Below are 25,997 nucleotides of genomic sequence, written 5' to 3' on the forward strand. Positions count from 1 at the left end.
AACCATGAGCGTGGTGAGAAAGATAGAGCCCGTGCCGGCCTCTGCCGCCACGCCGGCCGAGCGCATGCGTCGGGTCGCCAAGGTCGCGGCGCAGCAGGTCGATGCGGTAGACCGTGAGGGCCGCTTCCCGGCCGATACCATCGAAGCATTGAAGCGCGAGCGCCTGCTCGGCGTCGCGATTCCCGTCGAGCATGGCGGGGAGGAATTGGGCACCATGGAGATCGCGGAGCTGATCGTTCAGCTCGCCCAGGCGTGCGGCTCGAGCGCCATGATCTACGCCATGCACCAGATCAAGACGTCGAGCTTCGTCAGCCATGGCGGCGCCAGCGACTGGCATCTGGCCTATATGCGCCGCATTGCGGCGGAGCAGTTGCTGATGGCCTCGGCGACCACGGAAGCCGGCATCGGCGGCAATCTGCGCAATTCGATCTGTGCGGTCGAAGTGGCAGACGGCCGCTTCTCGCTGACAAAGGAAGCAACCGTTATTTCCTACGGCCGCCACGCCGACGCGATTCTTGCCACGGCGCGGCGCGCTCCCGACGCGGCAAGCTCCGATCAGGTGATGGTCGTCATTCCCGCGGACCTGAACCGCACGCTGGAGCGCACCTCCGTATGGGATACGCTCGGAATGCGCGGCACCTGTTCGGACGGTTTCCATCTCGTCGCGCACGGTGACGCGGCGCAGATCTTCCCCAAGCCGTTCTCGGAGATCGCGGCACAGTCGATGCTGGCGAGCTCGCATATCTTCTGGGCGGCGACCTGGTTCGGTATCGCCACCGATGCCTTCAATCGCGCGCAAGCATTCGTCAAGGCTGCGGCGCGCAAGCAGGCGGATGGAAGTCTGCCGCCGGGCGCGCTTCGGCTCGCCGAGGCGGCCGCCCTGCTTCAGGAGATGAAGGGTCACCTCACGGCCGCCATTGACCGCTTCGATGCGGCCAAGGGCAATGACGACGCGCTCTCCTCGATTGGCTTCACCGCCGAGATCAACGCGTTGAAGGTCGCTGCGAGCGAGAAGGCCGGGGCGATCGTGCGGCTCGCCATGCTGATCAACGGCATCGTCGGCTACAAGAACGGCACGCCGTTCAGCGTCGGCAGACACCTGCGCGATGTGAGCTCAGCGCCGCTGATGATTTCGAACGACCGTATTCTTTCCAACACCGCGACGCTCCTGCTGATGAGCCGCTTTGACACCAGCCTGAGAGGTTGAGATGGACGCCAAGACGTTCGATGCCAAGAGCCTGCTCGACACCCTGTTCGACAAGAGCATCCTGTTCAAGACCGGAGTAGACGGGCTTTATGGCCGCTCCGGCGTTTTCGAAGACGTGATCGAGCGCTTTGAGCGGCTCGTGACCAGCATCGGAGCGCCAGACAAGGCAACCCGCATCCACTTCCCACCGGGCATGAGCCGCGCCACGCTTGAAGGCAGTGGCTATATGAAAAGCTTCCCGCAGCTTGCAGGCTGCGTACATTCCTTCATGGGCGGCGAGCGCGAGCATGCGCGGCTTCTCGGCATGATGGCTGCGGGAGAGGACTGGACCGAGCTGCAGCAGGCGACGAACGTCGTGCTGACGCCAGCCGCCTGCTATCCGCTCTATCCGACCGTTGCCGCGCGCGGTCCGGTGCCCGATGACGGTGTGCTGTTCGAGCTTTCCTCCTATTGCTTCCGTCATGAGCCTTCCAAGGATCCCGCGCGCATGCAGCTGTTCCGTATGCGCGAATTCGTCCGCATCGGTACGGCCGAGCAGGTGTGCGCCTTCCGCGAAAGCTGGCTGGAGCGCGGCAAGGCGATGATCGAATCCCTCGACCTGCCCTGCGAGGTTGATCTCGCCAACGATCCGTTCTTCGGTCGCGGCGGCAAGATGATGGCCAACAACCAGCGCGACGAGGGACTCAAGTTCGAGCTGCTGATCCCGGTAACCAGTATCGAGAAACCGACGGCCTGCTTGTCCTTCAACTATCATCGCGACCATTTTGGCCAGACCTGGGGCCTGAAGTTCGCGGATGGCAGCCTGTGCCACTCGGCCTGCGTCGGCTTCGGGCTGGAGCGCGTGGCGCTCGCGCTGTTCCGCCATCACGGCCCTGAGGTCGAGGCATGGCCGGCTTCCGTGCGTGACACGCTTTGGGGCAACTGAAATGCAGAGTGCCATCGCCGGGCTCGATCCGGCCGACTACAAGCCGCACCTGCTACACGACGCGGAGCGACGATGGCCGCAGACCAACTGCTATGTCGATCTTCTGATCGAAGTCATGCATGCGAACGGGAATGACCCGGTCGCTGCGCTCGGCTTCACCGTGGCGCAGGATTTCGAAGGCGACCAGTTCACGTTCTTCAAGTTCCCGACGGCCGACCTGCAGCGATTGGCCGGCCTGGATATCCAGGAACTGTCCGTGTTCGATCGTCTGGAGGCGCACGTTCTCAATCAGATCGAGCGCGGGCGGCTGCCGCTGGTCGAGGTCGATGCCTTCTACCTGCCCGACACGAAGGGCATCACCTATCGCAGTGGCCATTCCAAGACGACGATCGGCGTCAACGTGCTCGTTCCCGGGCGCCGCCACATGGCCTACTTCCACAACGACGGCTACTTCGCCCTGGACGGCGAGGACTATGACGGCATTTTCGGGCAGCGCAACGACGCGCCGGCCGGCGGCCTGCCGCTATTTCCCTATGCCGAGTTCGTCAAGTTCGACACCATGCGCCCCTCGCGCGATCCGGTCAGTGCGGCCACGGAAATCCTCGCGCAGCATCTGCGGCGGAGGCCGAAGCGCAATCCGCTCGATGCCTACGCGGCCGTGTTCGGCGGCCATGCCGAGGCACTGGCCGCCCGGTCACCGGAGTATTTTCACGTCTACGCCTTCAACACGTTGCGGCAGGTGGGCGCCAATTTCGAACTCCTCTCCAGTCATCTGGAATGGCTGGGACGGCACGGCGAGGCCGGTCTGGCCGAGGCGATCGAAGCCGCCGCGGCAATCGCCGAGGGCGCCAAGGTCATGCAATTCAAGCTCGCCCGCGCCATGGCCCGGCATCGGTTCGATGGGCTCGCGGACGCCATCGGGCCGATGGCCAAGGCCTGGCAAACGGTGATGGACGCTCTGGACGGTCGCATGGCGGATCTCGCCAGCAAGGCAGCGTAGGACCGGCCTGCCGGTCATGGGAATGCATGTGTATGGACGCTTTGGTGTCGACGACCGACACGGCCGAGCCTCTGGACAGCGGCTGGTGCATGGTCGTCTCGCCGGCCGGCGCGTGGGCGTCTCCGGCGGCGATCGACGGCAGCGCCGAATGGCTGGAGGCGGCGTGCCCCGGCACGGCCGCTGCTGCGCTGGAGCGGCTCGGCCGCTGGGACCGCAACCATCCCACTCCGCTGCACGACCAGGACGTCTGGTATCGTCGCCGGCTCGACGTCACCGGCCCGGCCCGTCTCGTATTTGACGGCTTGGCGACGGTTGCAGAGGTCTGGCTCGACGATCGCCTCGTGCTGTCCTCGACCTCGATGTTCGAGCGCCATGATGTGGCCCTGACGCTTGCCGGCGGCGAGCAACTGGCCATCGCATTCCGCAGCCTCGACCGCCATCTGGAAACCCTGACCGGTCCGCGTGCGCGCTGGCGGCCGCGCATGATCGACGATCAGCGGCTGAGGCTCGTACGGACCACGCTGATCGGCCATATGCCGGGTTGGTCCCCTGGCTTCGACATCGTCGGACCGTGGCGACCGATCAAGCTGATCCGCGATACCAACCGGCAAGGCGTGCGCGATGTGCAAATGCAGGCCGACCTCGCCGGCACAACAGGGCATCTTTCCATCGCGATCACGCTGGTCGAGCCGTTTGATGACGCGCCGGCCACGGTCGCCTGTGCGGGCGCTGTCGCCGCATTGACCTTAGAGACAGCGACGCGGCTGACGGCGAAACTGGATATTGCGAACGTTGCGCCATGGTGGCCGAGCAGCCATGGCGATCCGGCGTTGCACGAGGTTGTCGTCACGCTCGGCTCGATGCGAGTAACGCTCGGCCGCGTCGGCTTCCGGCATATCGAGATCGATCGCGGCACCGACGGACGCGGCTTTCGGCTGGTCGTCAACGGCGTATCCGTCTTTTGTCGCGGCGCGGTGTGGACGCCGTCCGACCCGGTGCGGCTGCCGTCCTCACGCGAAGAGATCGCGCGCGACCTCGATCTTGCACGACGGGCGGGCGTCAACATGCTCAGGGTCGGCGGCACGTTCGTCTACGAGGGCGACGCGTTTCACGAGCTCTGCGACGAGATGGGCATCCTGGTCTGGCAGGACCTGATGCTCGCCAATTTCGACTATCCGGCGAAGGACGAGGCCTGGTGCGCGTTGCTCTCGCGCGAGGTCGAGGACCTGCTCACGCGGCTCAGGCATTCGCCATCACTCGCCGTTCTGTGCGGCGGCAGCGAGGTGGCGCAGCAGGCGGCGATGATGGGCATGCCGATGTCGATGGATCCGACGCCCTGGTTCGACAAGGTGGTGCGCCCCATCGCCGAAGCGCAGCGTCCCGACCTGGTGCTTGTGACGTCATCGCCATCCGGCGGCAACCTGCCTTTCACGGCTGATGGCGGGCCGATGCATTATTACGGGGTCGGCGCCTATTGCCGCCCGCTGGATGACGCGCGCCGCGCCGAAGTACGCTTCGCGAGCGAATGCCTTGCCTTTGCCAATGTGCCTGACCAGGCAACGCTGGATGCGCATCTGCCGGTGCCGCCGGTGCACGATCCGCGCTGGAAGGCGGGTGCGCCGCGCGACGTCGGCGCGTCGTGGGACTTCGAGGATGTGCGCGAGCACTATCTGGAAACGCTTTTTTCCGTCGACGCGCGCCGGCTGCGCATCGAAAATACCAGACGCTATCTCGAGCTCTCCCGTGCGGTGACGACCGAGATAGTGGAGCGCACCATCGACGAATGGCGCAGACCCTGTTCGCCGACGGCTGGAGCGCTGCTGTTCTTCTGGAAGGACTTGCGGCCGGGCGCGGGTTGGGGCGTGGTCGATTCGACCGGCCGGCCTAAGCCGGTCTGGCACGGGCTGAGGCGCGCATTTGCCCCGCTACGGCTGATCCTGAGCGACGAGGGCGTCAACGGGCTGACCGTCCATGCTATCAACGATACCGCGAAGACCGTTCGGGCGACATTATCGCTGACCTGTCTGCGGGACGGCGTCACGCCGGTGGTGTCGGCGCGCCAACCGATCAGCGTGCCGGCGCACAGCGGCCTGTCGCTTTCGGCCTTCTCGGTACTCGGCGCCTTTTTCGATATTTCCTACGCCTATCGCTTCGGGCCGCCCGGACATGAGGTCACCGTTGCAAGGCTGGAAGGCGACGACGGGAAGGTCTTTGCCGAGGCCTTCCATGTGCTGCCGGGTGTCATGACCGCGCAGCGCGACGTCGGCCTGACTGTGAGTTTGGTGCGTCGGAAGGACGCGTGGCGGCTGCGGCTGGCCTGCAAACGCGCGGCCTACCACGTCTCCATCCAGGACGATCGGTTCGTTCCAACGGAGAACAATTTCCACCTGATGCCGGGCATCGAGCGGGAGGTCGGCCTTGACGGTCCGCGCCTGGCGACACCTGGCGGCGCGGTGACAGCGCTCAATGCCGATCGCGACGCGAGCTACGAGGTGCCGAGAGCGGAAGCATTGGAAGTCGTGCGGACAAAGGAGTCCGCCGGGAGCATGACATGAAACCAGTTGTCTTTGCCGATACCATCGGCTGGCTGAACGTAGCGAAGGGGCGGCGGGGCGTTGTCATCGCCGGCGCGCATGGTCATGAGGATCTGTGCAGTCGCCGATTCCTGAAGCTGTTGTCCGACAGGGCGGCCGCGGCGGGCCTGCCTGTCCTGCTGTTTGACTATCCCGGCTGCGGCGACGCCGCCGGCGACGATTCGGCGCCGGGCCGGGTGATGGCCTGGACCGCAAGCATCGGCGCGGCGATCGACCGGTTGAAGCGGGATTGCGGCGTGGAGGATGTCATCCTCGCCGGCTTCCGTCTCGGCGCGCTGCTGGCCCCGCTCGCTGCGGCGGGGCGGGACGACGTCGCAGGCCTTGCGCTGCTCGCGCCACCGAGTTCCGGCAAAACCTATGTGCGCGAAATCACCGCGATGTCGCGCGTGATCGATGGGTCGCTCGCCAAGAGCGCCGCAAGCGACGCGACGTTCGCCGAGGGCCGCGAGGCCGTCGGCTTCCGGCTTTCGCATGAGACGCTCGCCGATCTGTCGAGGCTGGATTGGCGGCGGGCCGTCGCGGCCCTTCCGCCCCTGCCGATGCTTTTGATCGCGAACGGAAAGCCGTTGGCAGGCTCTGAAATCCGCGACGGTCGAACTTCTTTCGAAGGCGCGACAATCGCGGAGTTCAAGGACTATCACCTGCTCATGTGCGACCCGACCGCGAACCGGATCCCGGCCGACGTTGTCGATTGCTGGGCGGATTGGTTGTCCGACCGGGCCGTCGCCGGCGTAGCTCGGGGCGTCGTATCCTTGACCGGCCGCGAGCTAATGGAGGGATCGCACTACACGGAAGAGCCGGTTGTGATCAGGCAGGCGCCATTGATCTGTGGCGTGCTGACCCGGCCACGTGACGGCCATGCTGCGGCCGATCCGGTCATCTTCCTCAACTCCGGCGGGGTGCCGCATGTCGGTTGGGCGCGCGGCACGGTCGAGGCGGCGCGCGAGCTTGCCGCCGCCGGCGTGGCGTCGCTTCGCATTGACCTGCCGGGCCTCGGCCTGAGCGACGATGCCGGGAGCAATCGTCTGTTCCTCTATGATTCCCGCACCCGCTTCGACGTCAGCGCGGCGATTGACTGGATGCAGCGGGCGGGCTTTGCCGAAGTCGAGCTTGTGGGCACATGCTCGGGCGCCTTCCAGGCCTTTCACACTGCGCGCGCGGACCGCCGCGTCCGCGCCCTGACCATGATCAACCCGCTCTGCTTTGCCTGGAACAGTTCCTACGCGCTGGAGCTTACGGCCTGGAAAGCATACGAAACCTCCAAGGCGAATCGCGGAAGCCAGCAACAGATCGGTCCGGCGGACGGGCCTGCGATGACGACCAGGTCCGCCTGGAAGCTGTCAGTGTCAGATAGCGCCAGGCGGCTGGTGCGGCGCGGATTGGAAGCCGTCAAGTCGACGCTATCGGCGATGCATCCGTCCGCCTTGCTTGGCCGTAACCGCGTCGAGCGCTGGATGCGCGAGCTTTGTAGCCGCGGCGTGCGCGTCCTCATGGTCACCTCGGACGGCGATCTCAGCCTGCAGGAGATCGCACGGCATTTCGGTCAGGACGGCAAACGGCTCACAAGCATCCCTGGAGTGACGCGGTTGACGCTGCCGAATGCCGACCATTCGCTGACGTCTCGTCATGCGCGGCGCGCTGTCGTCGCGCGCCTGATCGACCACCGCGGCGGCGGCAGGCGCGGAGGATCGAACCGTCCCGATACCGTGCGGGTCACGGTGCAGCATGCCGAGGTGAAGTCTAAATCGATGGCGCTGTCATGAACGGTTTGGCCGCTCCAGCGACGAAGATCAGCGCGGCACCGGATCATGCTTTTCGGCGGCGTCGCGTTCGGCGAAGACCTTGTCGATCAGTCCCCATTCGAGCGCCTGCTGCGCGGACATGAAGTGATCGCGATCCAGGGTCCGTTCCACGTCGGTTTCGGTGCGCCCGCAGTGCTGCGCATAGAGCCGGATGATGCGCCGCTTGGTCTCCTGCATCTCGGTGGCATGGATCAGGATGTCGGACGCCTGGCCCTGGAAGCCGCCGAGCGGCTGATGCACGTGGAGGCTCGCATTCGGCAGCGCGGCGCGGTGACCGGGCTCGCCGGCCATCAAGAGGAACGACCCCATCGAGCGCGCCGTGCCCATGCACAGCGTGTGCACCGGCGCCTTGATGAACTGCATGGTGTCGTACATCGCAAGCCCGCTGGTGATCACGCCGCCATAGGAGTTGATGTAGAGGTTGATCGGCTTGTTGGGGTTGTCGGCTTCGAGGAACAGCAACTGCGCGCAGACCAGTCCGGACATCGCATCATTGACCTCGCCGTTCAGGAAGATGATGCGCTCGCGCAGCAGCCTGGAATAGATGTCGAAGGAACGTTCGCCGCGGCTCGACTGTTCGACGACCATAGGGACGAGTTGCATCATGTCGCGCATCGGCGACCTCCATTGCTGCAGGTGATGAAGTCTCGGTAGGTGAGGTTGGGGATCAGGCCGCGCGCATCATTGTGCGGTTGTTGCTGTTGGCCGGTTGCGGCTGCTTTCCCCTGATGTCGCATGCTTGCTGGATGATGCGAAAGCGGGTGCCGCCGGCCTCGTTCGGCTCGATCCGGAAGGTGACATGGCTTTCGCGAAACGGCGGCTCGGACTCGCGCAGCCGGAAGCGCACCTCTTCGCCAGCGATCGATGACAGGGGTTCAGCGTCCGCGAGATCGCAATCCGGGAGCCAGCGTTCGCGCAGGGCCGGAATGGTCACCGCGCGCCACACTTTTTCAGGCGGTGCATCGAGCTCGTATTCGAGCACCAGGTCGGCGTCGGCATGATCAGGCTCAACTGTGTCGCTCATTGATCCATGTCCTTCAGCAGATCGGAGAGCGCTTCGATGCGCTTCGGCCAATAGGCGCGGTAGCGGGCGAGCCAGGTCCCGATGCTGGCGATGCCGTTCGGGTCGACCTCATAATTCACGAAGCGGCCCTGTCGCTGCTCGCGCACCAGCCCTGCCGCGCGCAGCACCGCCAGATGCTGCGACATTGCCGGCTGGCTGATCTCAAGTCCGTCGCGCAAGGCGCTGGCGTTCAGGCTGCCGCCGGCCAGCTTCTCAAAGACCTTGCGGCGGGTCGGATCGGCCAGCGCCTTGAAGATGTCGGTGTCGACCATGACGATACATAAGCATACACTTATGTGTCGTGCAAGCCCGAACCTTGCTCGCGCCGTACTTCGTGACGTCGCGGCGCTCGGGTCCTTTGCATGGGGTTGTTTTACAAATTCGCCCTCGCGGTGGCCGGTGTCGTCGTCCTGGCCCCGTGAGTCCGGCTGCCACCGCCGCCTCGGCTACTTACTGCAGCGCCTCGCCATGCTGGGAGATGTCGAGACCTTCGAGCTCCTGCTGCATCGAGACGCGCAGCGGGACGAAGGCGCTGACCAGCTTGAGCAGCACGAAGGTGACCCCGCCGCACCAGACAAAGGTGGCCGCGACGCCGTAGAGCTGGATCAGCAGCTGCTTCGGATTGCCCTCGAGCAGGCCGGACGTGCCGCCGATTGCCGAGGCCGCGAACACGCCGGCAAGCAGCGTGCCGGTCAGGCCGCCGATGCCGTGCACGCCGAACACGTCGAGCGAGTCGTCATACTTGAAGCGATGCTTCAGCCAGGTGCAGGCCCAGAAGCAGACCAGGCCGGCAATGATGCCGATGACGACGCCGTGCCACGGCGCGACGAAGCCGGATGCCGGGGTGATGGTGCCGAGCCCCGCGACCGCGCCCGAGATCATGCCGAGCACCGACGGCTTGCGGCGCGTCGCCCATTCGATCGCGCCCCAGGTCAGCGCGCCGGCGCAGGCCGCAAGATGGGTGGCGGTGATCGCCATCACCGCGCGCGAATTGGCCGCGAGCGCCGAACCGCCGTTGAAGCCGAACCAGCCGACCCAGAGCAGGCCGGTGCCGACCACCGCGAGCGACAGATCGAACGGCGAAAGATTGTCATGGCCATAGCCGTGGCGGTTGCCCATCACCTTGGCCGCGACCAGGCCGCTGATGCCGGCGGAGAGATGCACCACGAGACCGCCGGCGAAATCCAGCACGCCCGCCGACGCGAGGAAGCCGCCGCCCCACACCCAATGCGCCAGCGGCACATAGGCGAAGATGAACCAGCCGATCGAGAACAGCACATAGGCGGAGAACCGCATGCGGTCGGCGACCGAGCCTGCGACCAGCGCTACCGTGATGATCGCGAACGTCATCTGGTACAGCATGAACAGCGCTTCGGGGATGGTCTTCGCCGCCGGATTGATGCTGTCCATGGTGATGCCGGCCAGGAACCAGCGATCGAGCGAGCCGAGCCAAGGACCGTCGCCGACGAAGCTCAGCGAATAGCCAAAGGTGACCCAGAGGATCGAGACGAGCGCAACGGCGGTGAGGCTCTGCGCCATCGTCGCCAGCACGTTCTTCTTGCGCACCATGCCGGAGTAGAACAGCGCCAGTCCGGGGATCGTCATCATCAGCACCAGCGCGGTGGCGACGATCATCCAGGCGGTGTCGGCGGCGTTGACGCCGGAGCTGGATGCCGAGTCTTGCGCGAAAGCCGGCGTGGCTTGCGCGAACAGGATTGCAGCAGTGATCGGCGCAGCTGATATCGCTGCACGAAGAGCTCGTGCCCCCATCATCATTCCCCGGCGGTCGTCGTTTCTTGGTGTGCGGTTGTGGCGTGCGCCGGCGTCGTTGCCGGCGATGATCTCGATCGTTTTGTTTGGGCATGATCTCCGCGCAAACGCTTTCCGCGTTTGTCGCGAGGGATCAGGCTCCAGGGTTCAGAGCGCGTCGTTGTCGGTCTCGCCGGTGCGGATGCGCAGCGCATGATCGATCGGCGTCACGAAGATCTTGCCGTCGCCGATCTGGCCGGTGCGGGCGTGCTCGGTGATGACGCTGACCGCCTTGTCGGCGAGCTCGGTATCGACGGCGATCTCGATCCGAAGCTTGGGCAGGAAGTTCACGACATATTCGGCGCCGCGATAGATCTCGGTGTGGCCCTTCTGGCGGCCATAGCCCTTCACCTCGGTCACAGTCATGCCGTGGACGCCGATCGCGGTCAGCGCCTGGCGCACCTCATCGAGCTTGAACGGTTTGATGATCGCGACGACGAGTTTCATGGTTCAGGCCTTCATTCCCTTGAGGTTTTCCGTGTGCGCCCGTCCCGGAGCGGCACTTGCCGTCCCGCGAGCCGGCACCTGCTGCCTCCCGGAGCGGCAATTTGCCATCCCCGAGCGGCACTTCGCGTCCGCCAAATCTGGCAGCTTTCTGGGCAAATGGCATAAAAAACTTGCAGGTTGAAGCGGAAAACATGCGCAGCGCGTGTGCTCCCTCACTGTACGGAATGGAAACGCTCGGCCACAATGTGGCTTTCCCGCCCCGGCCAGCGCTCTTGCTGGTTCGTTTCGCCTATCGCGTGTCCCTGTGCGCGCGCCCCGAGGAAACAAGAAATGTCGAACCGAAACTGGTTTTATGCATCCGAAGGCCAGCAAAAGGGCCCCCTGCCTGAAACCCAGCTCCGCGACCTGATCACCCGGGGCACGGTGGGGGCCGACACCCTGGTGTGGACCGAGGGCATGGCCGGCTGGCAGAAGGCCGGGGAGATTCCGGGCCTCGTCCCGAGCGCCGGCGCGCCGCCGGCATTTCCGCAGGCCGGCGGACCGCCGCCGGTGGTGGCGTCCGGAAGCTATAGCGGCGGCACGCTGTCCGCCGACTTCCCGATCTGGGGCCTGTTCGGCCGCAGCCTCCTGATGTTCATCGGCCAGATTCTCGTCATCCCGGCGCCGTGGACCGCGACCGGCCTGTACCGTTTTGCGATCCCTTATATCCGCGTGCCGGGCCGGCCGCATTTCGCCTTCACTGGACAGCCGCTCGACATCTGGTGGGTCTTCATCGTGCTTGGCCTTCTGACCTATGCCGGCGCGGCCAACAGCAACATCGTGACGCTGCTCTCGCTGCTGTTGCAGGGCTTCCTGAGCTGGATGATTGTGCGCTGGATCATCGGCCATCTCAGCTCGAGCGGCCAGGACCTGCCGATTTCGTTCAAGGGCAGCCCGGTCGCCTATGTCGGCTGGTACGTGGCGATGGTGGTCTCGGCCATCACCATCATCGGCTGGGCCTGGGTGCTGACCGCCTGGATGCGCTGGATCTGCCGCAACATCGACGGCACGCGCCGCGAGGTCAGCTTCAATGCGTCCGGCATCGAGGTGCTGTGGCGAACCATCGTGTTCACGATCGCCTGCGGCTTCCTGATCCCGATTCCGTGGGTGCTGCGCTGGTACGGCAACTGGTTCGTCTCCCAATTCGCGCTGACCGAGCGCGGTGCCTACGCCGGCCAGTAAGCGCGATCGCATCGTGCCGACCGGCTCTGTTCGGGCGTGAGCGCTACGCCTTTCGCTCGCGCACCGATCCTTCCTGCGCGACGGACGCCACCAGCGTGCCGTCGGGCTTGAAGATCAGGCCGCGCGTCAGGCCGCGGCCCGACTGCGCGCTCGGCGAATCCTGCGCGTAGAGCAGCCATTCGTCGGCGCGGAACGGGCGGTGAAACCACATCGCGTGATCGAGGCTCGCCGGCATCATGCGCTTGTCGAACAGCGTGCGGCCGTAGCGCGCCATCACGGCATCGAGCAGCGAGAAATCCGACGCATAGGCGAGCGCGCACAGATGCAGCGCGGGATCGTCGGGCAGCTTGGCCGCGGTGCGGATCCAGACATGGATGCGGCCGTCGTCGATCTTCTGGCCGAAATAACGGCCGAGCTCGACCGGGCGCAGCTCGATCGGCCGGTCGCTCTCGTAATAGCGGCGGATGAACTCCGGCATCTCCTTGAACATCGGCTGCTTCGACACTTCCTCCGCGGTCAGCTTCTCCGGCGGCGGCACGTCGGGCATCTTCTCCTGATGATTGAAGTTGCTCTCCTCCTCGGCATGGAACGACACCATGATGGAGAAGATCGCGTTGCCGTGCTGGATCGCGGTGACGCGGCGGGTGGTGTAGCTTTTGCCGTCGCGCAGCCGCTCGACCTGGTAGATGATCGGGATCTGCGGATCGCCGGGCAGGATGAAGTAGCAATGGATCGAGTGCGGCAGGCGGCCCTCGACGGTGCGGCAGGCCGCCACCATCGCCTGGCCGATCACCTGGCCGCCGAACACGCGCTGCCAGCTCGTCTTCGGGCTGTTGCCGCGGAACAAATTCACCTCGAGCTGCTCGAGATCGAGGATGGACAGCAGGTCGATCAGGCTCTTGGACATCGGCGGCTTTCGGTTTGACTTGAACGGTCATTCCGGGGCACGCGCAAGCGTGAACCCGGAATCTCGAGATTCCGGGTTCGATGCTGACGCATCGCCCCGGAATGACGTCCGTTAGGTTCGTGACCTTGTTTCTGGCCCCTGTTTCGCCCAGCTATTATCAGGTAGCAAGCATAGTCTGAGAGCGTGAGGCGCGTAAGGGAAGGGCAATGCCGGCACAGCGAAGTATTGTCATCTGCGGGGGCGCATTTGCAGGGTTGGCGCTGGCCGTGGCGCTGCGCCAGGGGCTGGGGCCCGACATCCCGGTCATCGTGGCCGATCCGGCGCTGAGCCAGCGCCCGAGCCGCGATCCGCGCGCGACCGCGATCGTGGCGGCCTGCCGGCGGCTGTTCGAGACCCTCGGTGTCTGGGGCCAGGTGGCGCCGACGGCGCAGCCGATCACGGATATGGTCGTGACCGACTCCAAGCTGGAGGACGCGATGCGCCCGGTATTCCTGACCTTCGCCGGCAATGTCGCGCCCGGCGAGCCGTTCGCCCATATGGTCGAAAACCGCTATTTGATCGATGCGCTCGCGAGCCGTGCCGAGGCGGAGGGCGTCGAGCTGCGCGCCGCCGCGGTGTCGAGCTTCGCGTCGCGGCCCGACGGCGTCAGCGTTACGCTGGCCGACGGCACCGTGATCGATGCGAGCCTGCTGGTCGCCGCCGACGGCGCCCGCTCGAAGCTGCGCGAGCGCGCCGGGATTGCGACCCATGGCTGGGACTACGACCAGTCCGGCATCGTGGTCACGGTCGGGCACGAGCGCGAACATCACGGCCGCGCCGAGGAGCATTTCCTGCCCGTCGGGCCGTTCGCGATCCTGCCGCTGACCGGCAATCGCTCGTCGCTGGTGTGGACCGAGGCGCGCAACGATGCCGCGCGCATTGTCGCCTTGAACGAAGAGCAATTCCACGCCGAGCTAGAGCAGCGCTTCGGCCTGCATCTCGGCGAGATCAAACCGCTCGACAAGCCGCGCGCCTTCCCGCTCGGCTATTTCGTCGCGCGCTCGTTCATCGCCGAACGGCTGGCGCTGATCGGCGACGCCGCGCATGTGATCCATCCGATCGCGGGGCAGGGGCTCAATATGGGCCTGAAGGATGTCGCTGCGCTCGCCGAGGTCGTGGTCGATGCGGCGCGGCTCGGCATGGACCTCGGCCAGGCCGACGTGCTCGAGCGCTACCAGCGCTGGCGGCGCTTCGACACGATGGCGATGGGCGTCGCCACCAACTCGCTGAACTTCCTGTTCTCCAACGAATCGACGCTGCTGCGCACCGTGCGCGACATTGGCCTCGGGCTCGTCGATCGCGCGCCGCCGCTGAAGGAGATGTTCATCCGCCAGGCGGCGGGACTATCAGGCGAGGTGCCGCGGCTGCTAAAGGGCGAGGCGCTGTAGCGGTTGCGGAGGTTCCGTAGCCCGGATGAAGCCAACGGGTCGCGCGAATGCGCGCCCGATGACAGGCTCCGCGAAATCCGGGGCAGACTATCCGCGGTGAGACTTTCCCGGATTGCGCTGCGCTTCACCCGGGCTACATCGTCTTCAATCAATCTTCCTCGCCTCTTCCGGCAGCATGATCGGAATGCCGTCGCGGATCGGATAGGCGAGCTTGGCGGAGCGCGAGATCAGCTCCTGCCGCGCGGCGTCGAACTCCAGCGGCCCCTTGGTGATCGGGCACACCAGGATTTCCAGCAGTTTTGGGTCGGCGGTGCTCTCGAGATGATCGGTCGTGGAATTCATGGGAGTCTCCGGCTCGCCGTGATGTAGCACATCCAAATGTCAGCTGTCAGCGCTTGGCCATCCGCAGCAGTTCATCGATCGCGGCCTGCTGACGCGGCTTCGGCAGCGCCTGCTCGGACAGCGCGTAGCCGATGAACGCCCAGTAGAAGATCTGCGCGCGGCCGCGCGCCACGTCGTCCGGGAATCCGGCCTGCCGCAGCAGGGTTTCGATATAGCCGATCCGGCGCTGGTCGACCTCGAGCACGGCGGCGCGCGCCACGGCATCGGCGGTGGCCCAGCTGCGCACCGCGCGTTCCAGCGCCAGCCGCGCCGAGAAGGCACGGCGCAGCAACAGCGCCAGCGCGTCGCCGCCTTCCGGAATGGTCTCGAGCTCCGCGATCACCTGCTCGGCCGCGACCTCGCGCCAATGGGTCAGGATCGCCGCGCGGTAGGCGCCGATGTCGGCGAAATGCCAGTAGAAGCTGCCGCGCGAGACGCCCATGGCCTTGGCCAGCGGCTCGGCCTTGAGCGCCGTGAAGCCGCGGCGCGCCAGCGTCTTCAGGCCCTGATCGAGCCAGTCCTTGACCGAGAGCTGTTCCGTCATGGTTCCCCGTCCACGCCGCTCACCATACACAAGTGTATTGACAGGCGCCAGCGGCCGGTATCATATCCATACAGTAGTGTATGGAGGCATCGCGATGCGTGATCTTCTGCTGCAGGGCGCCGGTGTCGTCGCCATTCTGGTCAGCCTGATCCACGGCGTGCTCGGCGAGACCAGGATATTCGCGCGCGCCACCGTCGAGCCGCCGCGGCTGCGGCTCTTGCTTCGCCTGGTCTATCAGGCCGGCACCGTCGCCTGGATCGGCGGCGGCGTGCTGCTGCTCGCCGCGCCCGCAATGGCCTCCGATGCCGCGCGGCACTGGATCGTGGCGACGCTCGGCGTCGTGTTCGGCGTCGCGGCACTCGCCAACGCGGTGGCGACCCGCTTCCGCCACTTCGGCTGGATGGCGATGAGCGCCGTGGTGGCGCTCGCCGCCGCCGGCTACTAGCGAGGGCGATCATGACGACTGATCGCATCAGCCTCAGCATCGCCGATGGCGTCGCGGACGTCAGGCTCAACCGCCCGGACAAGCTCAATGCGCTCGATCCGGCGATGTTCGCCGCGATCGCCGAGATCGGTGCGCAGCTCGCGGACAACCGCAAGCTCCGCGCCGTGGTGCTCTCGGGCGAAGGGCAGGCCTTCTGCGCAGGCCTCGACATGGAGCGTCTGGTCGCAACGACGGAGGGCGAGTCCATCCTGCCCTTCGCCGATCTCGGCCGGCAAACCCACGGCATTGCCAACTTCGCGCAGCATCTGGTGTGGCTCTGGCGCGAGCTGCCGGTGCCGGTCATCGCCGCCGTTCATGGCGTTGCGTTCGGCGGCGGCTTTCAGCTGATGCTCGGTGCCGACATCAGATATCTCGCACCCGGCACGCGCCTTGCGATCATCGAGGCCAAATGGGGGTTGGTGCCCGACATGGCCGGCACGCAGCTGATGCGCCATCTCGCGCGCGAGGATGTGGTCCGTGAACTCACCTACACCGCGCGCGTCTTTTCCGCGGACGATGCGCTTGGTCATGGCTTCGCCACCCGGATCGTCGAACAGCCGCGCGAGGCCGCGCTGGAGACGGCGCGCGCGATCGCGGACCGCAGCCCGGATGCGATCCGCGCCGCCAAGCGGCTGCTCAATCTTGCAGCCGATCGCGATGCGGCGACCGGACTTGCAGCCGAAACGGCCGAACAGGCGCTTCTGCTCGGGTCGCCCAATCACATCGAGTCCGTCAGGGCGAATCTCGAACGGCGGCCCCCGCAATGGAGCTTTACATGACGACTGGCCCGGGCTTCGATCTCGAACGTCTCGTTGCGACCAATGCGTCGGCGGCCTTCAATCGGCTTGCCGGCTTCGAGATCGTCTCCACCGGCACCGGCACGGTGGAACTGCGGATGCCCTGGCGCGACGATCTCACCCAATATGCGGGACACCTGCACGCCGGCGTGATCGCGGCGCTGCTCGACACCGCCTGCGGCTTTGCCGCGGCATCGATCGCAGGTTCCGTCACCGCATCGCATTTCTCGATGAATTGCCTGAAGCCCGCGCTGGGCCGCTGCTTCATCGCCAAAGGAACCACATTGCGTGCCGGACGCAGGCAGGTCTTCGCGCGCGCGGAACTTTTTGCGGAGAACGAGCAGGGTGAGACCTCGCTGGTTGCAACCGGTGAAACCGTACTCGTTCCGCTGGCAGGCTGAGCCGCGCGGATCGCGCATCGTTGTGAAATTTATGGAGCCATCAATTTCGGTGCGGAATCGGCTTACGCGCGGATAACCATGCCACTGAAAGTTGCAGAATATTATCGAGAAGACAATTCAATCAGCCTAGCCTGTGCGCACGGACAACCATGGACCGACGCATGTTTCGTGTTCTTACGTGCCTTTCAGGTGAGCATGACTGGCGGCTCGTTCTGCTCGCCGGACTGGTCTGCTTCGTTGCCAGTATTGTGGCCGTCAATATTTTTCATCGCGCAATTGCATCACAGGCGAGGACGCGGCTGATCTGGATTGCGATCGCGGGAGCCGCGATCGGCTACGGCATCTGGGCAACGCATTTCATCGCCATGCTGGCCTATGAGCCGGGAATCCCGACCGGCTATGGTATCGTCCTCACCGCGCTGTCGCTCGCCGCGGCGATGATGCTGACATCCGGCGGCCTCGGCCTTGCCGCCAGCGACTCCAGCCGCTGGCGCGCGCCGGTCGGCGGCGCCGTGATCGGAGCCGGCATCGCCAGCATGCACTATCTCGGCATGTGGGCGCTGGAGGTGCCGGGCCACGTGGTCTGGTCGCTCGATCTCGTGGCGGCCTCCGTCGTGCTCGGCATGCTGTTCGGCTACGCCGCGCTGGCGATCGCGGTCCGCCGTCAGGACCGCTGGATGTCGCTCGTCGCGGCGCTGCTGCTGACGCTCGCGATCGTGTCGCATCATTTCACCGCGATGGGCGCGGTCGAGATCGTTCCGGATCCGTTGCAGGCTCCGGCGGCCCTGTCGCTCTCGCCTGCCTTCCTCGCCATCGTGATCGCCGGTGTGGCGCTGTCGGTGCTCGGGATGAGCCTGGTTGGCGTGCTCGCGGATCGCCGGCTGGCGCTTCGCACCCGCCGCTTCGAGGAGATCATCAGCCAGCTTTCGTCGGCGCGACAGCAGGTCGAGACGTCGCAGAAGGCGCTGGAGGAGCAGAGGTTCCGGCTGGATACCGCGATCAACCACATGGGCGAGGGCCTCTGCATGTTCGATGCAGAGAAGCGCCTCGTCGTCTGCAACGATCGCTACGCCAAGATGTACCGGCTGCCGCCGGAACTGCTGCTGCCCGGCACGGCCCATCGCGAGATCATCAGGCATCGCATCGCCAACGGCATTCTCAAGGGCGAGACCAGCGACAGTGCCGCGACGCAGGTGCTCGCGACACTGAACGCGCTCCCGGCCGGCGAGATCAACAGCCGGGTCGACGAGCTCGCCGACGGCCGCTTGATCTGCGTGACGCGGCAGCCGATGCCCGGCGGCGGCTGGGTGGCGACGCATCGCGACGTCACCGAGCAGCGGCGCTCCGAGGCCAAGATCACCTATATGGCGCAGCACGACGCGCTGACCGATCTGCCGAATCGCGTGCTGCTCAAGGAATGGATGGAGCGCGCGCTGTCCGGTGCAAGGTGCGGCGGACCGAGCCTTGCGGTGCTGATGCTCGATCTCGACCGCTTCAAGGACGTCAACGACACGCTCGGGCATCCGGCGGGCGATGCGCTGCTGAAGTCGGTGGCCGCGCGCTTGCGCAGATCCGTCAGCGATACGACGCTGGTCGCGCGGCTCGGCGGCGACGAGTTCGCGGTGATCGACCATGTCAGCGATCCGGTCACGGAAGCGGGCCTGCTTGCCGAGAAGATCAGGAAGGCGCTCAGCGAGCCGATCGATCTCGGCGATCATCGGGTGACCACCACGACCAGCATCGGCATTGCGATCGCACCGCGCGACGGCACCGATTCGGACGAGGTGCTGCGCAGCGCCGATCTCGCGCTTTACTCGGCCAAGAGCGGCGGGCGCGGCTCGTTCCGCTTTTTCGAGCCGGAGCTCGATCGGCTGCTGCAGGCCCGGCGCAGCCTCGAGCGCGACATGCGCAGTGCCCTCGCCAATGGCGAGTTCGAGCTGCATTACCAGCCGTTCATCCACGTCGCGAGCGGGGAGACCTGCGGCTTCGAGGCGCTGCTCCGCTGGCACCATCCGCACCGCGGCATGGTATCTCCGGCGCAGTTCATTCCGCTGGCGGAAGAGACCGGCCTGATCGTGCCGCTGGGGGAATGGGTGCTGCGCACCGCGTGTGCGGAAGCCGCCAAATGGCCGGGCGACCTCAAGATCGCGATCAACCTGTCGCCGGTGCAGTTCAGGAGCCCTGAGTTGGTCCCGGTGATCGTGCGCGCGCTGGCGAGTGCCGGAATTTCGCCGGAGCGCCTCGAGCTCGAGGTCACCGAAACCGCCATCATTCAGGACAGCGAAGCGGTGTTTACCGCGCTGAGCCAACTGCACGATCTCGGGGTGCGGATCGCGCTCGACGACTTCGGCACCGGCTACTCGTCGCTGAGCTTTCTGCAGAAGTTTCCGTTCGACAAGGTCAAGATCGACCGCAGCTTCGTGTCCGAGCTCTCGGGAGCGAGCGACGAGTCGCGCCGGATCGCGCGCGCGATCGTGCGCTTTGCCGTCAGCCTCGGCAAGACCACGACGGCCGAAGGCGTTGAAACCAGGGAGCAGCTCGACATTCTCCGCGCCGATGCTTGCGTGGAAGTGCAGGGCTTCCACTTCAGCCCGCCGGTGCAGAGCGAGAAGGTCGCACAGATGATCGGCGGGCGAACCCCGGCAGCGGCCGAACGGCCTGCGGTCCGTCTTGCAATGGCGGGTGCCGCGTCCTGATCGACGGCTGCGCCGGCGGCCCCGATACGCATGAGGCGTAAGGCCGCAGCACGCCGTCAAAACCGAACTGCGCGTGGAGCGCAAAGCGGTTTTGGCGACCGTTAGAATTCCTCTAAAGCCAGCCGTCGCGGCGCTTCCTTGACTTGGCAATCGCCTCAGCATTCTTCACGCATGTGCCCTGCGCGAAGGCGCTGTGGGTATGATTGTCAACGGAGGGGATATGCGCGTGAGAGTGATTTCGAGTGCTGCGCTTGCAGCATGCGTCCTTGGGAGCGTTCTTGGGTTGACCGGATCGGCGGCGTTCGCCGACGGCTACAAGAATTGCACCAAGCTCGACAAGGCGTCGTGGAAGCCGGCAAGCGAGGCCGAAGCCAAGGCCAAGGCGCTCGGCTACGAGGTGCGTCGGTCGAAAATCGAGGGCTCCTGCTACGAGGTGTACGGCGTCAAGGAAGGCAAGCTCTACGAGCTGTTCTACAGCCCGGAAGACCTCAGCCTGAAGCACACGATCGCGAAGTGAAGCAGGCGCGATGACGGAGGCGGCGCCGGGCGCCCGCGGCGCGACCAGCGTGCAGGTCTGGGACCTGCCGCTGCGGCTGTGGCACTGGGCGCTCGCCATCCTCGTCCTGGTCGCCTGGGTGACGCCCAGCACCTACGACCGGCTGCACCGGCTGGCGGGTTATTCGGTGATCGGGCTGCTGGCGTTCCGGCTGATCTGGGGCTTTGCCGGCACGCGCTACGCGCGTTTCGGCAGGCTCGGCGTTCGCCTGCGCGCGGCGCCGCGCTACATCTGGAATCTCCGCCGCGGCATCACCGGGCGCTATATCGGGCTCAATCCGGCGGGCACCGTGATGCTGGTGGCGCTGCTGTTCCTGCTTGCGATCTCGACAATCACGGGCGCGATGGAGGTCACCGTGACCTTCTTCGGTGTCTGGTGGGTCGAGGACACCCACGCCTATGCCTCGGATGCGGTCATCATCCTGGTCGCCCTGCACGTGCTCGGGGTCATCGTGGTCGGCTTGCTGCAGCGTCAGAATCTGGTGCGCGCAATGTTCACCGGCCGCAAGCAACTGCGCAATCGCTGATGGGCGAGACGCTTTTTGGTCTGCCGCGCTTTCTTCACGCGAATCGGTAGCCGCTTCGCTCGAAAGCGCCTTACTGCACCGGCGGGTCGCCCGAGGTGCGCTTCTTTGCGAGGTCCATCTCGGTGACTGCGATCAGGATCTCGGCGCGGGTCTTCAGGTCCGGCGCCTCGAGCATCGCCTGCTTCTCGGCCGGACCATAGGGCGACATCATCGCCAGCGCATTGACCAGCGCCTCGTTGGGCGCGGACTCGATACCTTCCCAGTCGACCTTCAGATTGTTGGCTTCCAGGAAATCGGCCAGCACTTCGAGCAGCGCCTTGCGGTCGACGGCCTCCTCGCCCTTGCGCGCGGTGAAGTCGCCGACGAAGGAGAAGAAGTCGACCTTGCACTGCCGGTACGGCGTCTGCACGGTGAGCTCCTCGACCACCTTGAAGCGCGCGACGCCGGTCAGCTCCAGGATGTAGCGGCCGTCGCCGGATTCGGCGAGCTGGGTGATGCGGCCAACGCAGCCGATCCGGAACAGGGCCGGCTTCGCCTCTTTCTGCGAATGCACCACGTCGGGCTGGATCATGCCGATCAGGCGATGGCCGTCGCGCAACGAGTCGTCGATCATCGCGAGATATCGCGGCTCGAAGATGTTGAGCGGCATCTGGCCGCGCGGCAGCAGCAACGCGCCGGGCAGCGGGAACACCGGGATCACCTCCGGGAGCTCGCCGGGTCCGCGATATTCGGCATTGATCGGCATCTGCGGTCCCGCTGCTGTGACGGGCGTGCTTTACGAGAACAGGATGGTCGACAACCGCTTGCGCCCCTCGACGGTTGCCTCATCGGTGCCGCCCCACGCCTCGAAGAACTGCACCAGCTGCTTGCGCGCGCCGTCGTCGTTCCACTTGCGGTCACGCCTGACGATGGCGAGCAATTGCTCGGTCGCTTCCGTGCGCTTGCCCATCGCATTGAGCGCGGTGGCGAGATCGAATCGGGCCTGATGATCGAGCGGGTTTGCGGCGACTTTCTGTTCCAGCTCCGCGACCGGGCCGACCGCTTCCGCCTGTTCGGCGAGATCGATCGCCGCCTGCACCGCCTTCACCGCGGCGTCGTTGCGCTTGGATTCCGGAACCATCGCCAGCGTCTGCTTGGCCTGCTCCATCGCACCCGACGTGACATAGCACTTGGCGAGGCCGGCGAGCGCCGCGATGTTGGTGGCGTCGTGCGCCAGCACCTCGGCATAGATCTGCGCGGCCTGGGCGGCGTCGCCCTCGGCAAGCACGGCGTCGGCCTCGGCCAGGATCTCGGTGAGGTTGGGCTCGCCGGCGGCCGGCACGCCCTTGGTGATCTTCTCGATGAAGGCGTTGACCTGGCTCTCCGGCACCGCGCCCATGAAGCCGTCGGCGGGCTGGCCGCCCACGAAGGCGATCACGGCCGGGATCGACTGGATGCCCATCTGGCCGGGGATCTGCGGATGCTCGTCGATGTTCATCTTGACCAGCTTGACCCGGCCCTTGGCGTTGCGAACCGCCTTTTCCAGGATCGGCGTGAGCTGGCGGCAGGGACCGCACCACGGCGCCCAGAAGTCGATCATGACCGGTTGACGGCGCGATTCCTCGATGACGTCCTTGACGAAGGTCTGGGTCGTCGTCTCCTTGATCAGATCGGGCGCTGCCTCGGGCGTGGGGCCGCCCTGCTCCATTATCGTCACGTTGTCCTCGCCTGCTTCTGAGGTCGGAAATCCGGGGGCGTTCTAGCACGCCCGGAACGGCACGTTCAGCCGTTCTGTCAGCTAGAGCATGATCCCGGAAAAGTGGGAACCGGTTTCCGGGATCATGCTCCGTAAATGGCAGTCAGCCAGCAAAATTCAATCGCTTGGCCGCCCGTCCCGTTCCATCGGAGATCGGGTGGGTTGGTGCCGCGGAACGGCCGATGATGGCGATCATTCATGACAGCAGGGGAGCGCTCGTGGCAAAGGCCTATTACAGCACGGTGTTCGAGCAGCCGGCCGGCGAGGTCTGGAAAATCATCCGCGATTTCAACAATTACCCGGTCTGGGTCCAGGGCGCGGGGGCGAGCGAGATCGAGGACGGCAAATCCGGCGATACCGTCGGGGCCGTGCGCAATGTGCTGTACCGGGGGCGGCGGATCCGGCAGCGGCTGCTCGCGCAGTCCGACGTCGAACGCTTCCAGACCTACGAATTTGTCGATACCCCGACCCTGCCGGTGACGGATTTCAGCGCGACCCTGCAGGTAACCCCGGTGATCGACGGCGACCGGGCCTTTATCGAATGGTGGGCCGTGTTCGATTGCGACCCGACCTGCCGCGTCGAGCTGACGCAGACGCTAACCGGCTGGTTCGAGACCTGGCTCGAATCGCTCCGGGACGAGATGGCCCTGAGGCCGGTTCCGGCGGAAATCTAAAAAGAAATCGGCGGCGCAGCCGGTTTCGGCCGATTCGGGGTCAATTTTTAGAGAAACCGTGCGATTTCGTGGGGTTCGGACCGCGCTCTTGTGTTGCATTCACAGACAGCTTTTGGCATAGGTCTGCCGTTGCCGGCGAGCGATCGCCGCCATTTCGGATGCGGGTGTAGCTCAGTGGTAGAGCACGACCTTGCCAAGGTCGGGGTCGAGGGTTCGAGCCCCTTCGCCCGCTCCAAAACTTCTCGCTGACCGAGCTGACAGTCTGATGAAGGCCCGCTGATGAGGCCAGCCCACTGGCGCGGGCTTTTTGCTGTCCGGCCCAAGGTCGCATCTCCAGGCCGCGATTGCGAGGTCAAGATGCCGCGGCCCGCCGTGGCGGTTTCCGGCTTTTGTTAACCGGCAAACGTTGCATTCTCAAAACTGATAGAAATCTGTGGTTGTGTTGGTGTTGGAATGGTTGCCGCCGGTTTTGCCGGGCGGCAAGCGCGTGAACGATGTCGATCTGTTGGAAGCCGGCTCCCGGGTTAAATCGCCGCTTGGCTCGCGCAAACGTCGCTGCGCTGATCGTGCTGGTCGGCGTCTGGACATGTTCGGGCGCATCAGCGCAGCAATTGCCGAGCGACTCGGCGTATGCCCCGGCGCCCAGCTTCTCTCCCATGCCTGGCTTTGGGCCGGCGCCTGACTTCGAGCCGGCCGAACGGCCGCGAGCGCGGGTCTACATCACGACGCGGTCGCACCGGGGCGGCCAGCAAAACTTCTGCGTCAGGACTTGCGACGGCCGCTTCTTTCCGTTGCCGCGCGTCAGCGAGACGGCCGACGTCAAGGTATGCGAGGCGGCCTGTCCAGCTGCCGAGGTGAAGCTGTACTCCGGCTCCGATATCGACAGCGCCAGAACCGAAGCCGGCGAGACCTACAAGACGCTCGCCAATGCATTCCGCTTCCAGCGCGAGATGGTGCCGCAATGCTCGTGCAGCGCCGGCGCGTCCACCGGCCTGTCGCCGATTGCGATCGAGGACGACATGACGCTTCGGACCGGCGACATCGTCGCCGCCGATGACGGCTTCAAGATCGCGGCGATCACGAGCGGACAGCGGCGCAGCGTGTTGTTCAGGCCGCTGTCGAAGGCCAAGGCGCAAGCGCTCGGTCTGGCGCGCCTGTCGTCGCGATAGAGGCGATCACGAACGTTAGCTTCATTCGAATATCACGCTGCGGTGCAGAATGCCTTGTTATCAGGCAGGCTGCTCAGGAAAATTTCGTCTCAAATATCGTCTCAACTAGTTTTGACGCAGCGCACACCGGCGGACGCGCTTTTCAGCGTCGATGGATGTGCTACCATTTTGCCGTCTGACCTACCTCACAGACCGCCACCATCATCTCTCAGGGCGTTCAAAATCAATAACAGGCAAGCTGCAACGGCTTGCGTAGGGGAGTGACGCGATGAAATCCGCTTTCAATCGATCAATACTTGCGTTCGCGGCGATCGCGCTGCTGGCGGGGACGACCTTCGCCAGTGCGCAGCAACAGACAGACAAGAATCGTGCGCTGAAGAAGTACGAATCGGGCACCAAGGAATTCTGGACCCATCCGCCGGATGACTGGTTCCTCGGCGACGAGACCGAAGCGCAGAAGGGCCTTGCCCCGCCGTCCGGTCCGCCGACCGGCGCGTCCGATTCCGAGCTCGCGACGATGATGAAGAAGATCAAGCTGCCGCCGGGCTTCAAGATCGAGGTCTATGCCTCGAACGTGCTCGCCGCGCGGCAGATGGCCTGGGGTGACAAGGGCACGCTGTTCGTCGGCTCGTTCGGGCTCGGCAACGTCTATGCGATCAAGGACAACAACGGCAAGAAAGAGGTCAAGACCATCCTCAAGGGCCTCAACATGCCGACCGGCCTCGCCTTCCGCGACGGCGCGCTCTACGTCATCGCGGTCGACAAGCTGATCAAGTACGACAACGCCGAAGCCAATCTCGACAATCTCGGCAGCGGCAAGGTGGTGTATGACGACATGCCGTCCTACGCGGCGCATGGCTGGAAATACATCGCCGTCGACAAGGAAGGCTGGTTCTACATTCCGTTCGGACCGCCCTTCAACATCGGCATTCCGCCGACCTCGGTGTCGCAGATCCGCCGCGTCGATCCGAAGACCGGCAACGCGGAAATCTGGGCGCTCGGCGTGCGCAACTCGGTCGGCGGCGACGTCGATCCGCGCACCGGCAAGTACTGGTTCACCGAGAATGCCCGCGACTGGATCAGCGACGATCTGCCGAGCGACAAGCTCAACATGATCTCGAAGATCGGCGAGCACTTCGGCTATCCCTATTGCCACCAGGGCAACCTGCCGGACACCAAGTTCGCGATGGGTCACAAGTGCTCGGAGTTCACTCCGCCGGTGTACAATCTCGGTGCGCACGTCGCGCCGCTCGGCATGAAGTTCTATACCGGCAGCCAATTCCCGGCCGAGTACAAGAACAGCATCCTGATCGCCGAGCACGGCTCCTGGAACCGGCATAAGTACCAGGGCGGCCGCATCGTGAAGATCACCGCGAGCCCTGACGGCAAGAACGCCAAGCAGGAGATCTTCGCCGACGGCTGGATCGAGGGTGACCAGGGCTATCTCGGCCGTCCCGCCGACATCCTGCTCGACAAGGATGGCTCGATTCTCGTCGCCGACGACTGGGCCGGTGCGATCTATCGCATCAGCTACAGCAAGAAAGTAACGGTTGAAACAATGCGGGGCTGCGGTGGCCGATCAGGCAGCCGCAGCCCCGTTTACGTGGTTCGGCAAGCCCAACGACGGAACAG

Annotated in this window: 26 protein-coding genes, 1 tRNA gene and 1 pseudogene; 18 read left to right on the top strand and 10 right to left on the bottom strand. The window is 65.3% G+C overall.

All coding sequences use genetic code 11. The features are described 5' to 3' along the window. The first annotated feature begins 4 nt into the window (after window positions 1-4). From ACVW1B_RS35415 to ACVW1B_RS35435, 5 genes are read left to right on the top strand one after another with little or no spacing between them, the layout of a single operon-like run. Window positions 5-1,207: an acyl-CoA dehydrogenase family protein gene (locus tag ACVW1B_RS35415; protein WP_253605675.1), complete on the top strand. Its 1,203-nt coding sequence runs from the start codon at window positions 5-7 to the stop codon at window positions 1,205-1,207. A 1-nt stretch (window position 1,208) separates the two neighbouring features. Further along, window positions 1,209-2,132 carry an amino acid--[acyl-carrier-protein] ligase gene (locus ACVW1B_RS35420; protein WP_253605673.1) on the top strand — a complete coding sequence of 308 codons (924 nt, stop codon included), beginning with the start codon at window positions 1,209-1,211 and terminating at the stop codon, window positions 2,130-2,132. A 1-nt stretch (window position 2,133) separates the two neighbouring features. Further along, on the top strand, window positions 2,134-3,132 hold the full coding sequence (locus ACVW1B_RS35425; protein ID WP_253609838.1) for a DUF1839 family protein: 999 nt from the start codon (window positions 2,134-2,136) through the stop codon (window positions 3,130-3,132). 44 nt (window positions 3,133-3,176) lie between these two features. Beyond that, a complete protein-coding gene (locus ACVW1B_RS35430) occupies window positions 3,177-5,687 on the top strand; it encodes a glycoside hydrolase family 2 protein (RefSeq protein WP_253605672.1) in 2,511 nt (836 codons plus the stop codon). After that, entirely contained in the window at window positions 5,684-7,489 is a 1,806-nt protein-coding gene (locus ACVW1B_RS35435) for an alpha/beta fold hydrolase (RefSeq protein WP_253605670.1), read from the top strand. The genes ACVW1B_RS35430 and ACVW1B_RS35435 overlap by 4 nt, the downstream gene beginning before the upstream one ends. Window positions 7,490-7,516: 27 nt before the next feature. On the opposite strand, the gene ACVW1B_RS35440 is transcribed toward ACVW1B_RS35435, so the two are convergent. The 5 genes from ACVW1B_RS35440 to ACVW1B_RS35460 all read right to left on the bottom strand — a co-directional run bounded on the left by ACVW1B_RS35440 (window position 7,517) and on the right by ACVW1B_RS35460 (window position 10,847). Then, window positions 7,517-8,143, bottom strand: a complete 627-nt coding sequence (locus ACVW1B_RS35440) for an ATP-dependent Clp protease proteolytic subunit (protein ID WP_092081250.1) — start codon at window positions 8,141-8,143, stop codon at window positions 7,517-7,519. A gap of 52 nt (window positions 8,144-8,195) precedes the next feature. Beyond that, entirely contained in the window at window positions 8,196-8,552 is a 357-nt protein-coding gene (locus tag ACVW1B_RS35445; protein ID WP_225161894.1) for an SRPBCC family protein, read from the bottom strand. Beyond that, window positions 8,549-8,863 (bottom strand): ArsR/SmtB family transcription factor, encoded by a 315-nt coding sequence (locus ACVW1B_RS35450; RefSeq protein ID WP_253605667.1) that lies wholly within the window; start codon window positions 8,861-8,863, stop codon window positions 8,549-8,551. Before ACVW1B_RS35450 ends, ACVW1B_RS35445 begins: the two co-directional genes overlap by 4 nt. A 178-nt stretch (window positions 8,864-9,041) precedes the next feature. Continuing rightward, window positions 9,042-10,361 carry an ammonium transporter gene (locus ACVW1B_RS35455; RefSeq protein WP_253609837.1) on the bottom strand — a complete coding sequence of 440 codons (1,320 nt, stop codon included), beginning with the start codon at window positions 10,359-10,361 and terminating at the stop codon, window positions 9,042-9,044. A gap of 147 nt (window positions 10,362-10,508) precedes the next feature. Continuing rightward, a complete protein-coding gene (locus tag ACVW1B_RS35460; RefSeq protein ID WP_028335836.1) occupies window positions 10,509-10,847 on the bottom strand; it encodes a P-II family nitrogen regulator in 339 nt (112 codons plus the stop codon). 330 nt (window positions 10,848-11,177) lie between these two features. Between ACVW1B_RS35460 and ACVW1B_RS35465 the strand changes: the two genes are divergently transcribed. Beyond that, a complete protein-coding gene (locus tag ACVW1B_RS35465) occupies window positions 11,178-12,068 on the top strand; it encodes a DUF4339 domain-containing protein (protein WP_225161893.1) in 891 nt (296 codons plus the stop codon). Window positions 12,069-12,111: 43 nt separating this feature from the next. Here the strand turns inward: ACVW1B_RS35465 and tesB are convergent, their stop codons facing one another. Beyond that, window positions 12,112-12,975, bottom strand: a complete 864-nt coding sequence (gene tesB / locus ACVW1B_RS35470; RefSeq protein WP_016841424.1) for an acyl-CoA thioesterase II — start codon at window positions 12,973-12,975, stop codon at window positions 12,112-12,114. Between the two features lie 206 nt (window positions 12,976-13,181). On the opposite strand from tesB, the gene ACVW1B_RS35475 reads away from it, so the two are divergent. Beyond that, window positions 13,182-14,402 carry a ubiquinone biosynthesis hydroxylase gene (locus ACVW1B_RS35475; protein ID WP_253605665.1) on the top strand — a complete coding sequence of 407 codons (1,221 nt, stop codon included), beginning with the start codon at window positions 13,182-13,184 and terminating at the stop codon, window positions 14,400-14,402. A 144-nt stretch (window positions 14,403-14,546) separates the two neighbouring features. On the opposite strand, the gene ACVW1B_RS35480 is transcribed toward ACVW1B_RS35475, so the two are convergent. Together ACVW1B_RS35480 and ACVW1B_RS35485 are read right to left on the bottom strand one after the other, a co-directional pair. Further along, entirely contained in the window at window positions 14,547-14,744 is a 198-nt protein-coding gene (locus ACVW1B_RS35480; protein ID WP_018269337.1) for a Trm112 family protein, read from the bottom strand. 46 nt (window positions 14,745-14,790) lie between these two features. Next, window positions 14,791-15,327, bottom strand: a complete 537-nt coding sequence (locus tag ACVW1B_RS35485) for a TetR/AcrR family transcriptional regulator (protein WP_253605663.1) — start codon at window positions 15,325-15,327, stop codon at window positions 14,791-14,793. 94 nt (window positions 15,328-15,421) lie between these two features. On the opposite strand from ACVW1B_RS35485, the gene ACVW1B_RS35490 reads away from it, so the two are divergent. The 6 genes from ACVW1B_RS35490 (at window position 15,422) to ACVW1B_RS35515 (ending at window position 20,787) form a co-directional block, all read left to right on the top strand. Then, on the top strand, window positions 15,422-15,772 hold the full coding sequence (locus ACVW1B_RS35490) for a hypothetical protein (protein ID WP_018269338.1): 351 nt from the start codon (window positions 15,422-15,424) through the stop codon (window positions 15,770-15,772). Between the two features lie 11 nt (window positions 15,773-15,783). Then, window positions 15,784-16,590, top strand: coding sequence for a crotonase/enoyl-CoA hydratase family protein (locus ACVW1B_RS35495; RefSeq protein WP_253605661.1), 807 nt, complete (start codon window positions 15,784-15,786; stop codon window positions 16,588-16,590). Continuing rightward, a complete protein-coding gene (locus ACVW1B_RS35500; RefSeq protein WP_225161889.1) occupies window positions 16,587-17,009 on the top strand; it encodes a PaaI family thioesterase in 423 nt (140 codons plus the stop codon). Before ACVW1B_RS35495 ends, ACVW1B_RS35500 begins: the two co-directional genes overlap by 4 nt. Window positions 17,010-17,170: 161 nt before the next feature. After that, complete coding sequence (locus tag ACVW1B_RS35505) at window positions 17,171-19,705, top strand: bifunctional diguanylate cyclase/phosphodiesterase (RefSeq protein WP_253605659.1); 2,535 nt, start codon at window positions 17,171-17,173, stop codon at window positions 19,703-19,705. Window positions 19,706-19,925: 220 nt separating this feature from the next. Beyond that, complete coding sequence (locus ACVW1B_RS35510) at window positions 19,926-20,222, top strand: PepSY domain-containing protein (RefSeq protein ID WP_092081268.1); 297 nt, start codon at window positions 19,926-19,928, stop codon at window positions 20,220-20,222. A 10-nt stretch (window positions 20,223-20,232) separates the two neighbouring features. Beyond that, window positions 20,233-20,787, top strand: coding sequence for a cytochrome b/b6 domain-containing protein (locus ACVW1B_RS35515; protein ID WP_253605658.1), 555 nt, complete (start codon window positions 20,233-20,235; stop codon window positions 20,785-20,787). A gap of 70 nt (window positions 20,788-20,857) precedes the next feature. On the opposite strand, the gene ACVW1B_RS35520 is transcribed toward ACVW1B_RS35515, so the two are convergent. Together ACVW1B_RS35520 and trxA are read right to left on the bottom strand one after the other, a co-directional pair. After that, a complete protein-coding gene (locus tag ACVW1B_RS35520) occupies window positions 20,858-21,532 on the bottom strand; it encodes an LON peptidase substrate-binding domain-containing protein (RefSeq protein WP_456822780.1) in 675 nt (224 codons plus the stop codon). 30 nt (window positions 21,533-21,562) lie between these two features. Then, window positions 21,563-22,483 carry a thioredoxin gene (gene trxA / locus ACVW1B_RS35525; protein ID WP_026192069.1) on the bottom strand — a complete coding sequence of 307 codons (921 nt, stop codon included), beginning with the start codon at window positions 22,481-22,483 and terminating at the stop codon, window positions 21,563-21,565. Window positions 22,484-22,704: 221 nt separating this feature from the next. On the opposite strand from trxA, the gene ACVW1B_RS35530 reads away from it, so the two are divergent. From ACVW1B_RS35530 to ACVW1B_RS35550, 5 genes and pseudogenes are all read left to right on the top strand, one after another. Beyond that, window positions 22,705-23,196: an SRPBCC family protein gene (locus ACVW1B_RS35530; RefSeq protein WP_253605657.1), complete on the top strand. Its 492-nt coding sequence runs from the start codon at window positions 22,705-22,707 to the stop codon at window positions 23,194-23,196. 160 nt (window positions 23,197-23,356) lie between these two features. Further along, window positions 23,357-23,431: transfer RNA gene (locus ACVW1B_RS35535), tRNA-Gly, on the top strand. Between the two features lie 210 nt (window positions 23,432-23,641). Continuing rightward, the gene (locus tag ACVW1B_RS35540) at window positions 23,642-23,878 is read left to right on the top strand and encodes a hypothetical protein (protein ID WP_253605656.1); all 237 of its coding nucleotides are present in this window, start codon (window positions 23,642-23,644) and stop codon (window positions 23,876-23,878) included. Beyond that, the gene (locus tag ACVW1B_RS35545; RefSeq protein WP_253605655.1) at window positions 23,853-24,365 is read left to right on the top strand and encodes a DUF2865 domain-containing protein; all 513 of its coding nucleotides are present in this window, start codon (window positions 23,853-23,855) and stop codon (window positions 24,363-24,365) included. The genes ACVW1B_RS35540 and ACVW1B_RS35545 overlap by 26 nt, the downstream gene beginning before the upstream one ends. 268 nt (window positions 24,366-24,633) lie before the next feature. Next, window positions 24,634-25,908 (top strand): annotated as a pseudogene (locus tag ACVW1B_RS35550) (PQQ-dependent sugar dehydrogenase); the annotation flags it as partial. Window positions 25,909-25,997: the final 89 nt, after the last annotated feature.

The organism is Bradyrhizobium sp. USDA 4502 (genome assembly GCF_054063355.1).

Bases quoted from the DNA above. Each gene is read 5' to 3' on its own strand.
- ACVW1B_RS35480 (WP_018269337.1), bottom strand. From the start codon at position 14,744: ATGAATTCCACGACCGATCATCTCGAGAGCACCGCCGACCCAAAACTG.
- ACVW1B_RS35435 (WP_253605670.1), top strand. From the start codon at position 5,684: ATGAAACCAGTTGTCTTTGCCGATACCATCGGCTGGCTGAACGTAGCG.
- ACVW1B_RS35490 (WP_018269338.1), top strand. From the start codon at position 15,422: ATGCGTGATCTTCTGCTGCAGGGCGCCGGTGTCGTCGCCATTCTGGTC.
- ACVW1B_RS35520 (WP_456822780.1), bottom strand. From the start codon at position 21,532: ATGCCGATCAATGCCGAATATCGCGGACCCGGCGAGCTCCCGGAGGTG.
- ACVW1B_RS35455 (WP_253609837.1), bottom strand. From the start codon at position 10,361: ATGGGGGCACGAGCTCTTCGTGCAGCGATATCAGCTGCGCCGATCACT.
- ACVW1B_RS35450 (WP_253605667.1), bottom strand. From the start codon at position 8,863: ATGGTCGACACCGACATCTTCAAGGCGCTGGCCGATCCGACCCGCCGC.
- ACVW1B_RS35495 (WP_253605661.1), top strand. From the start codon at position 15,784: ATGACGACTGATCGCATCAGCCTCAGCATCGCCGATGGCGTCGCGGAC.
- ACVW1B_RS35460 (WP_028335836.1), bottom strand. From the start codon at position 10,847: ATGAAACTCGTCGTCGCGATCATCAAACCGTTCAAGCTCGATGAGGTG.
- ACVW1B_RS35465 (WP_225161893.1), top strand. From the start codon at position 11,178: ATGTCGAACCGAAACTGGTTTTATGCATCCGAAGGCCAGCAAAAGGGC.
- ACVW1B_RS35475 (WP_253605665.1), top strand. From the start codon at position 13,182: ATGCCGGCACAGCGAAGTATTGTCATCTGCGGGGGCGCATTTGCAGGG.
- ACVW1B_RS35545 (WP_253605655.1), top strand. From the start codon at position 23,853: ATGCCTGGCTTTGGGCCGGCGCCTGACTTCGAGCCGGCCGAACGGCCG.
- ACVW1B_RS35425 (WP_253609838.1), top strand. From the start codon at position 2,134: ATGCAGAGTGCCATCGCCGGGCTCGATCCGGCCGACTACAAGCCGCAC.
- ACVW1B_RS35515 (WP_253605658.1), top strand. From the start codon at position 20,233: ATGACGGAGGCGGCGCCGGGCGCCCGCGGCGCGACCAGCGTGCAGGTC.
- ACVW1B_RS35485 (WP_253605663.1), bottom strand. From the start codon at position 15,327: ATGACGGAACAGCTCTCGGTCAAGGACTGGCTCGATCAGGGCCTGAAG.
- ACVW1B_RS35510 (WP_092081268.1), top strand. From the start codon at position 19,926: ATGCGCGTGAGAGTGATTTCGAGTGCTGCGCTTGCAGCATGCGTCCTT.
- ACVW1B_RS35500 (WP_225161889.1), top strand. From the start codon at position 16,587: ATGACGACTGGCCCGGGCTTCGATCTCGAACGTCTCGTTGCGACCAAT.
- ACVW1B_RS35440 (WP_092081250.1), bottom strand. From the start codon at position 8,143: ATGCGCGACATGATGCAACTCGTCCCTATGGTCGTCGAACAGTCGAGC.
- ACVW1B_RS35505 (WP_253605659.1), top strand. From the start codon at position 17,171: ATGTTTCGTGTTCTTACGTGCCTTTCAGGTGAGCATGACTGGCGGCTC.
- ACVW1B_RS35415 (WP_253605675.1), top strand. From the start codon at position 5: ATGAGCGTGGTGAGAAAGATAGAGCCCGTGCCGGCCTCTGCCGCCACG.
- ACVW1B_RS35445 (WP_225161894.1), bottom strand. From the start codon at position 8,552: ATGAGCGACACAGTTGAGCCTGATCATGCCGACGCCGACCTGGTGCTC.
- ACVW1B_RS35420 (WP_253605673.1), top strand. From the start codon at position 1,209: ATGGACGCCAAGACGTTCGATGCCAAGAGCCTGCTCGACACCCTGTTC.
- ACVW1B_RS35530 (WP_253605657.1), top strand. From the start codon at position 22,705: ATGATGGCGATCATTCATGACAGCAGGGGAGCGCTCGTGGCAAAGGCC.
- tesB (WP_016841424.1), bottom strand. From the start codon at position 12,975: ATGTCCAAGAGCCTGATCGACCTGCTGTCCATCCTCGATCTCGAGCAG.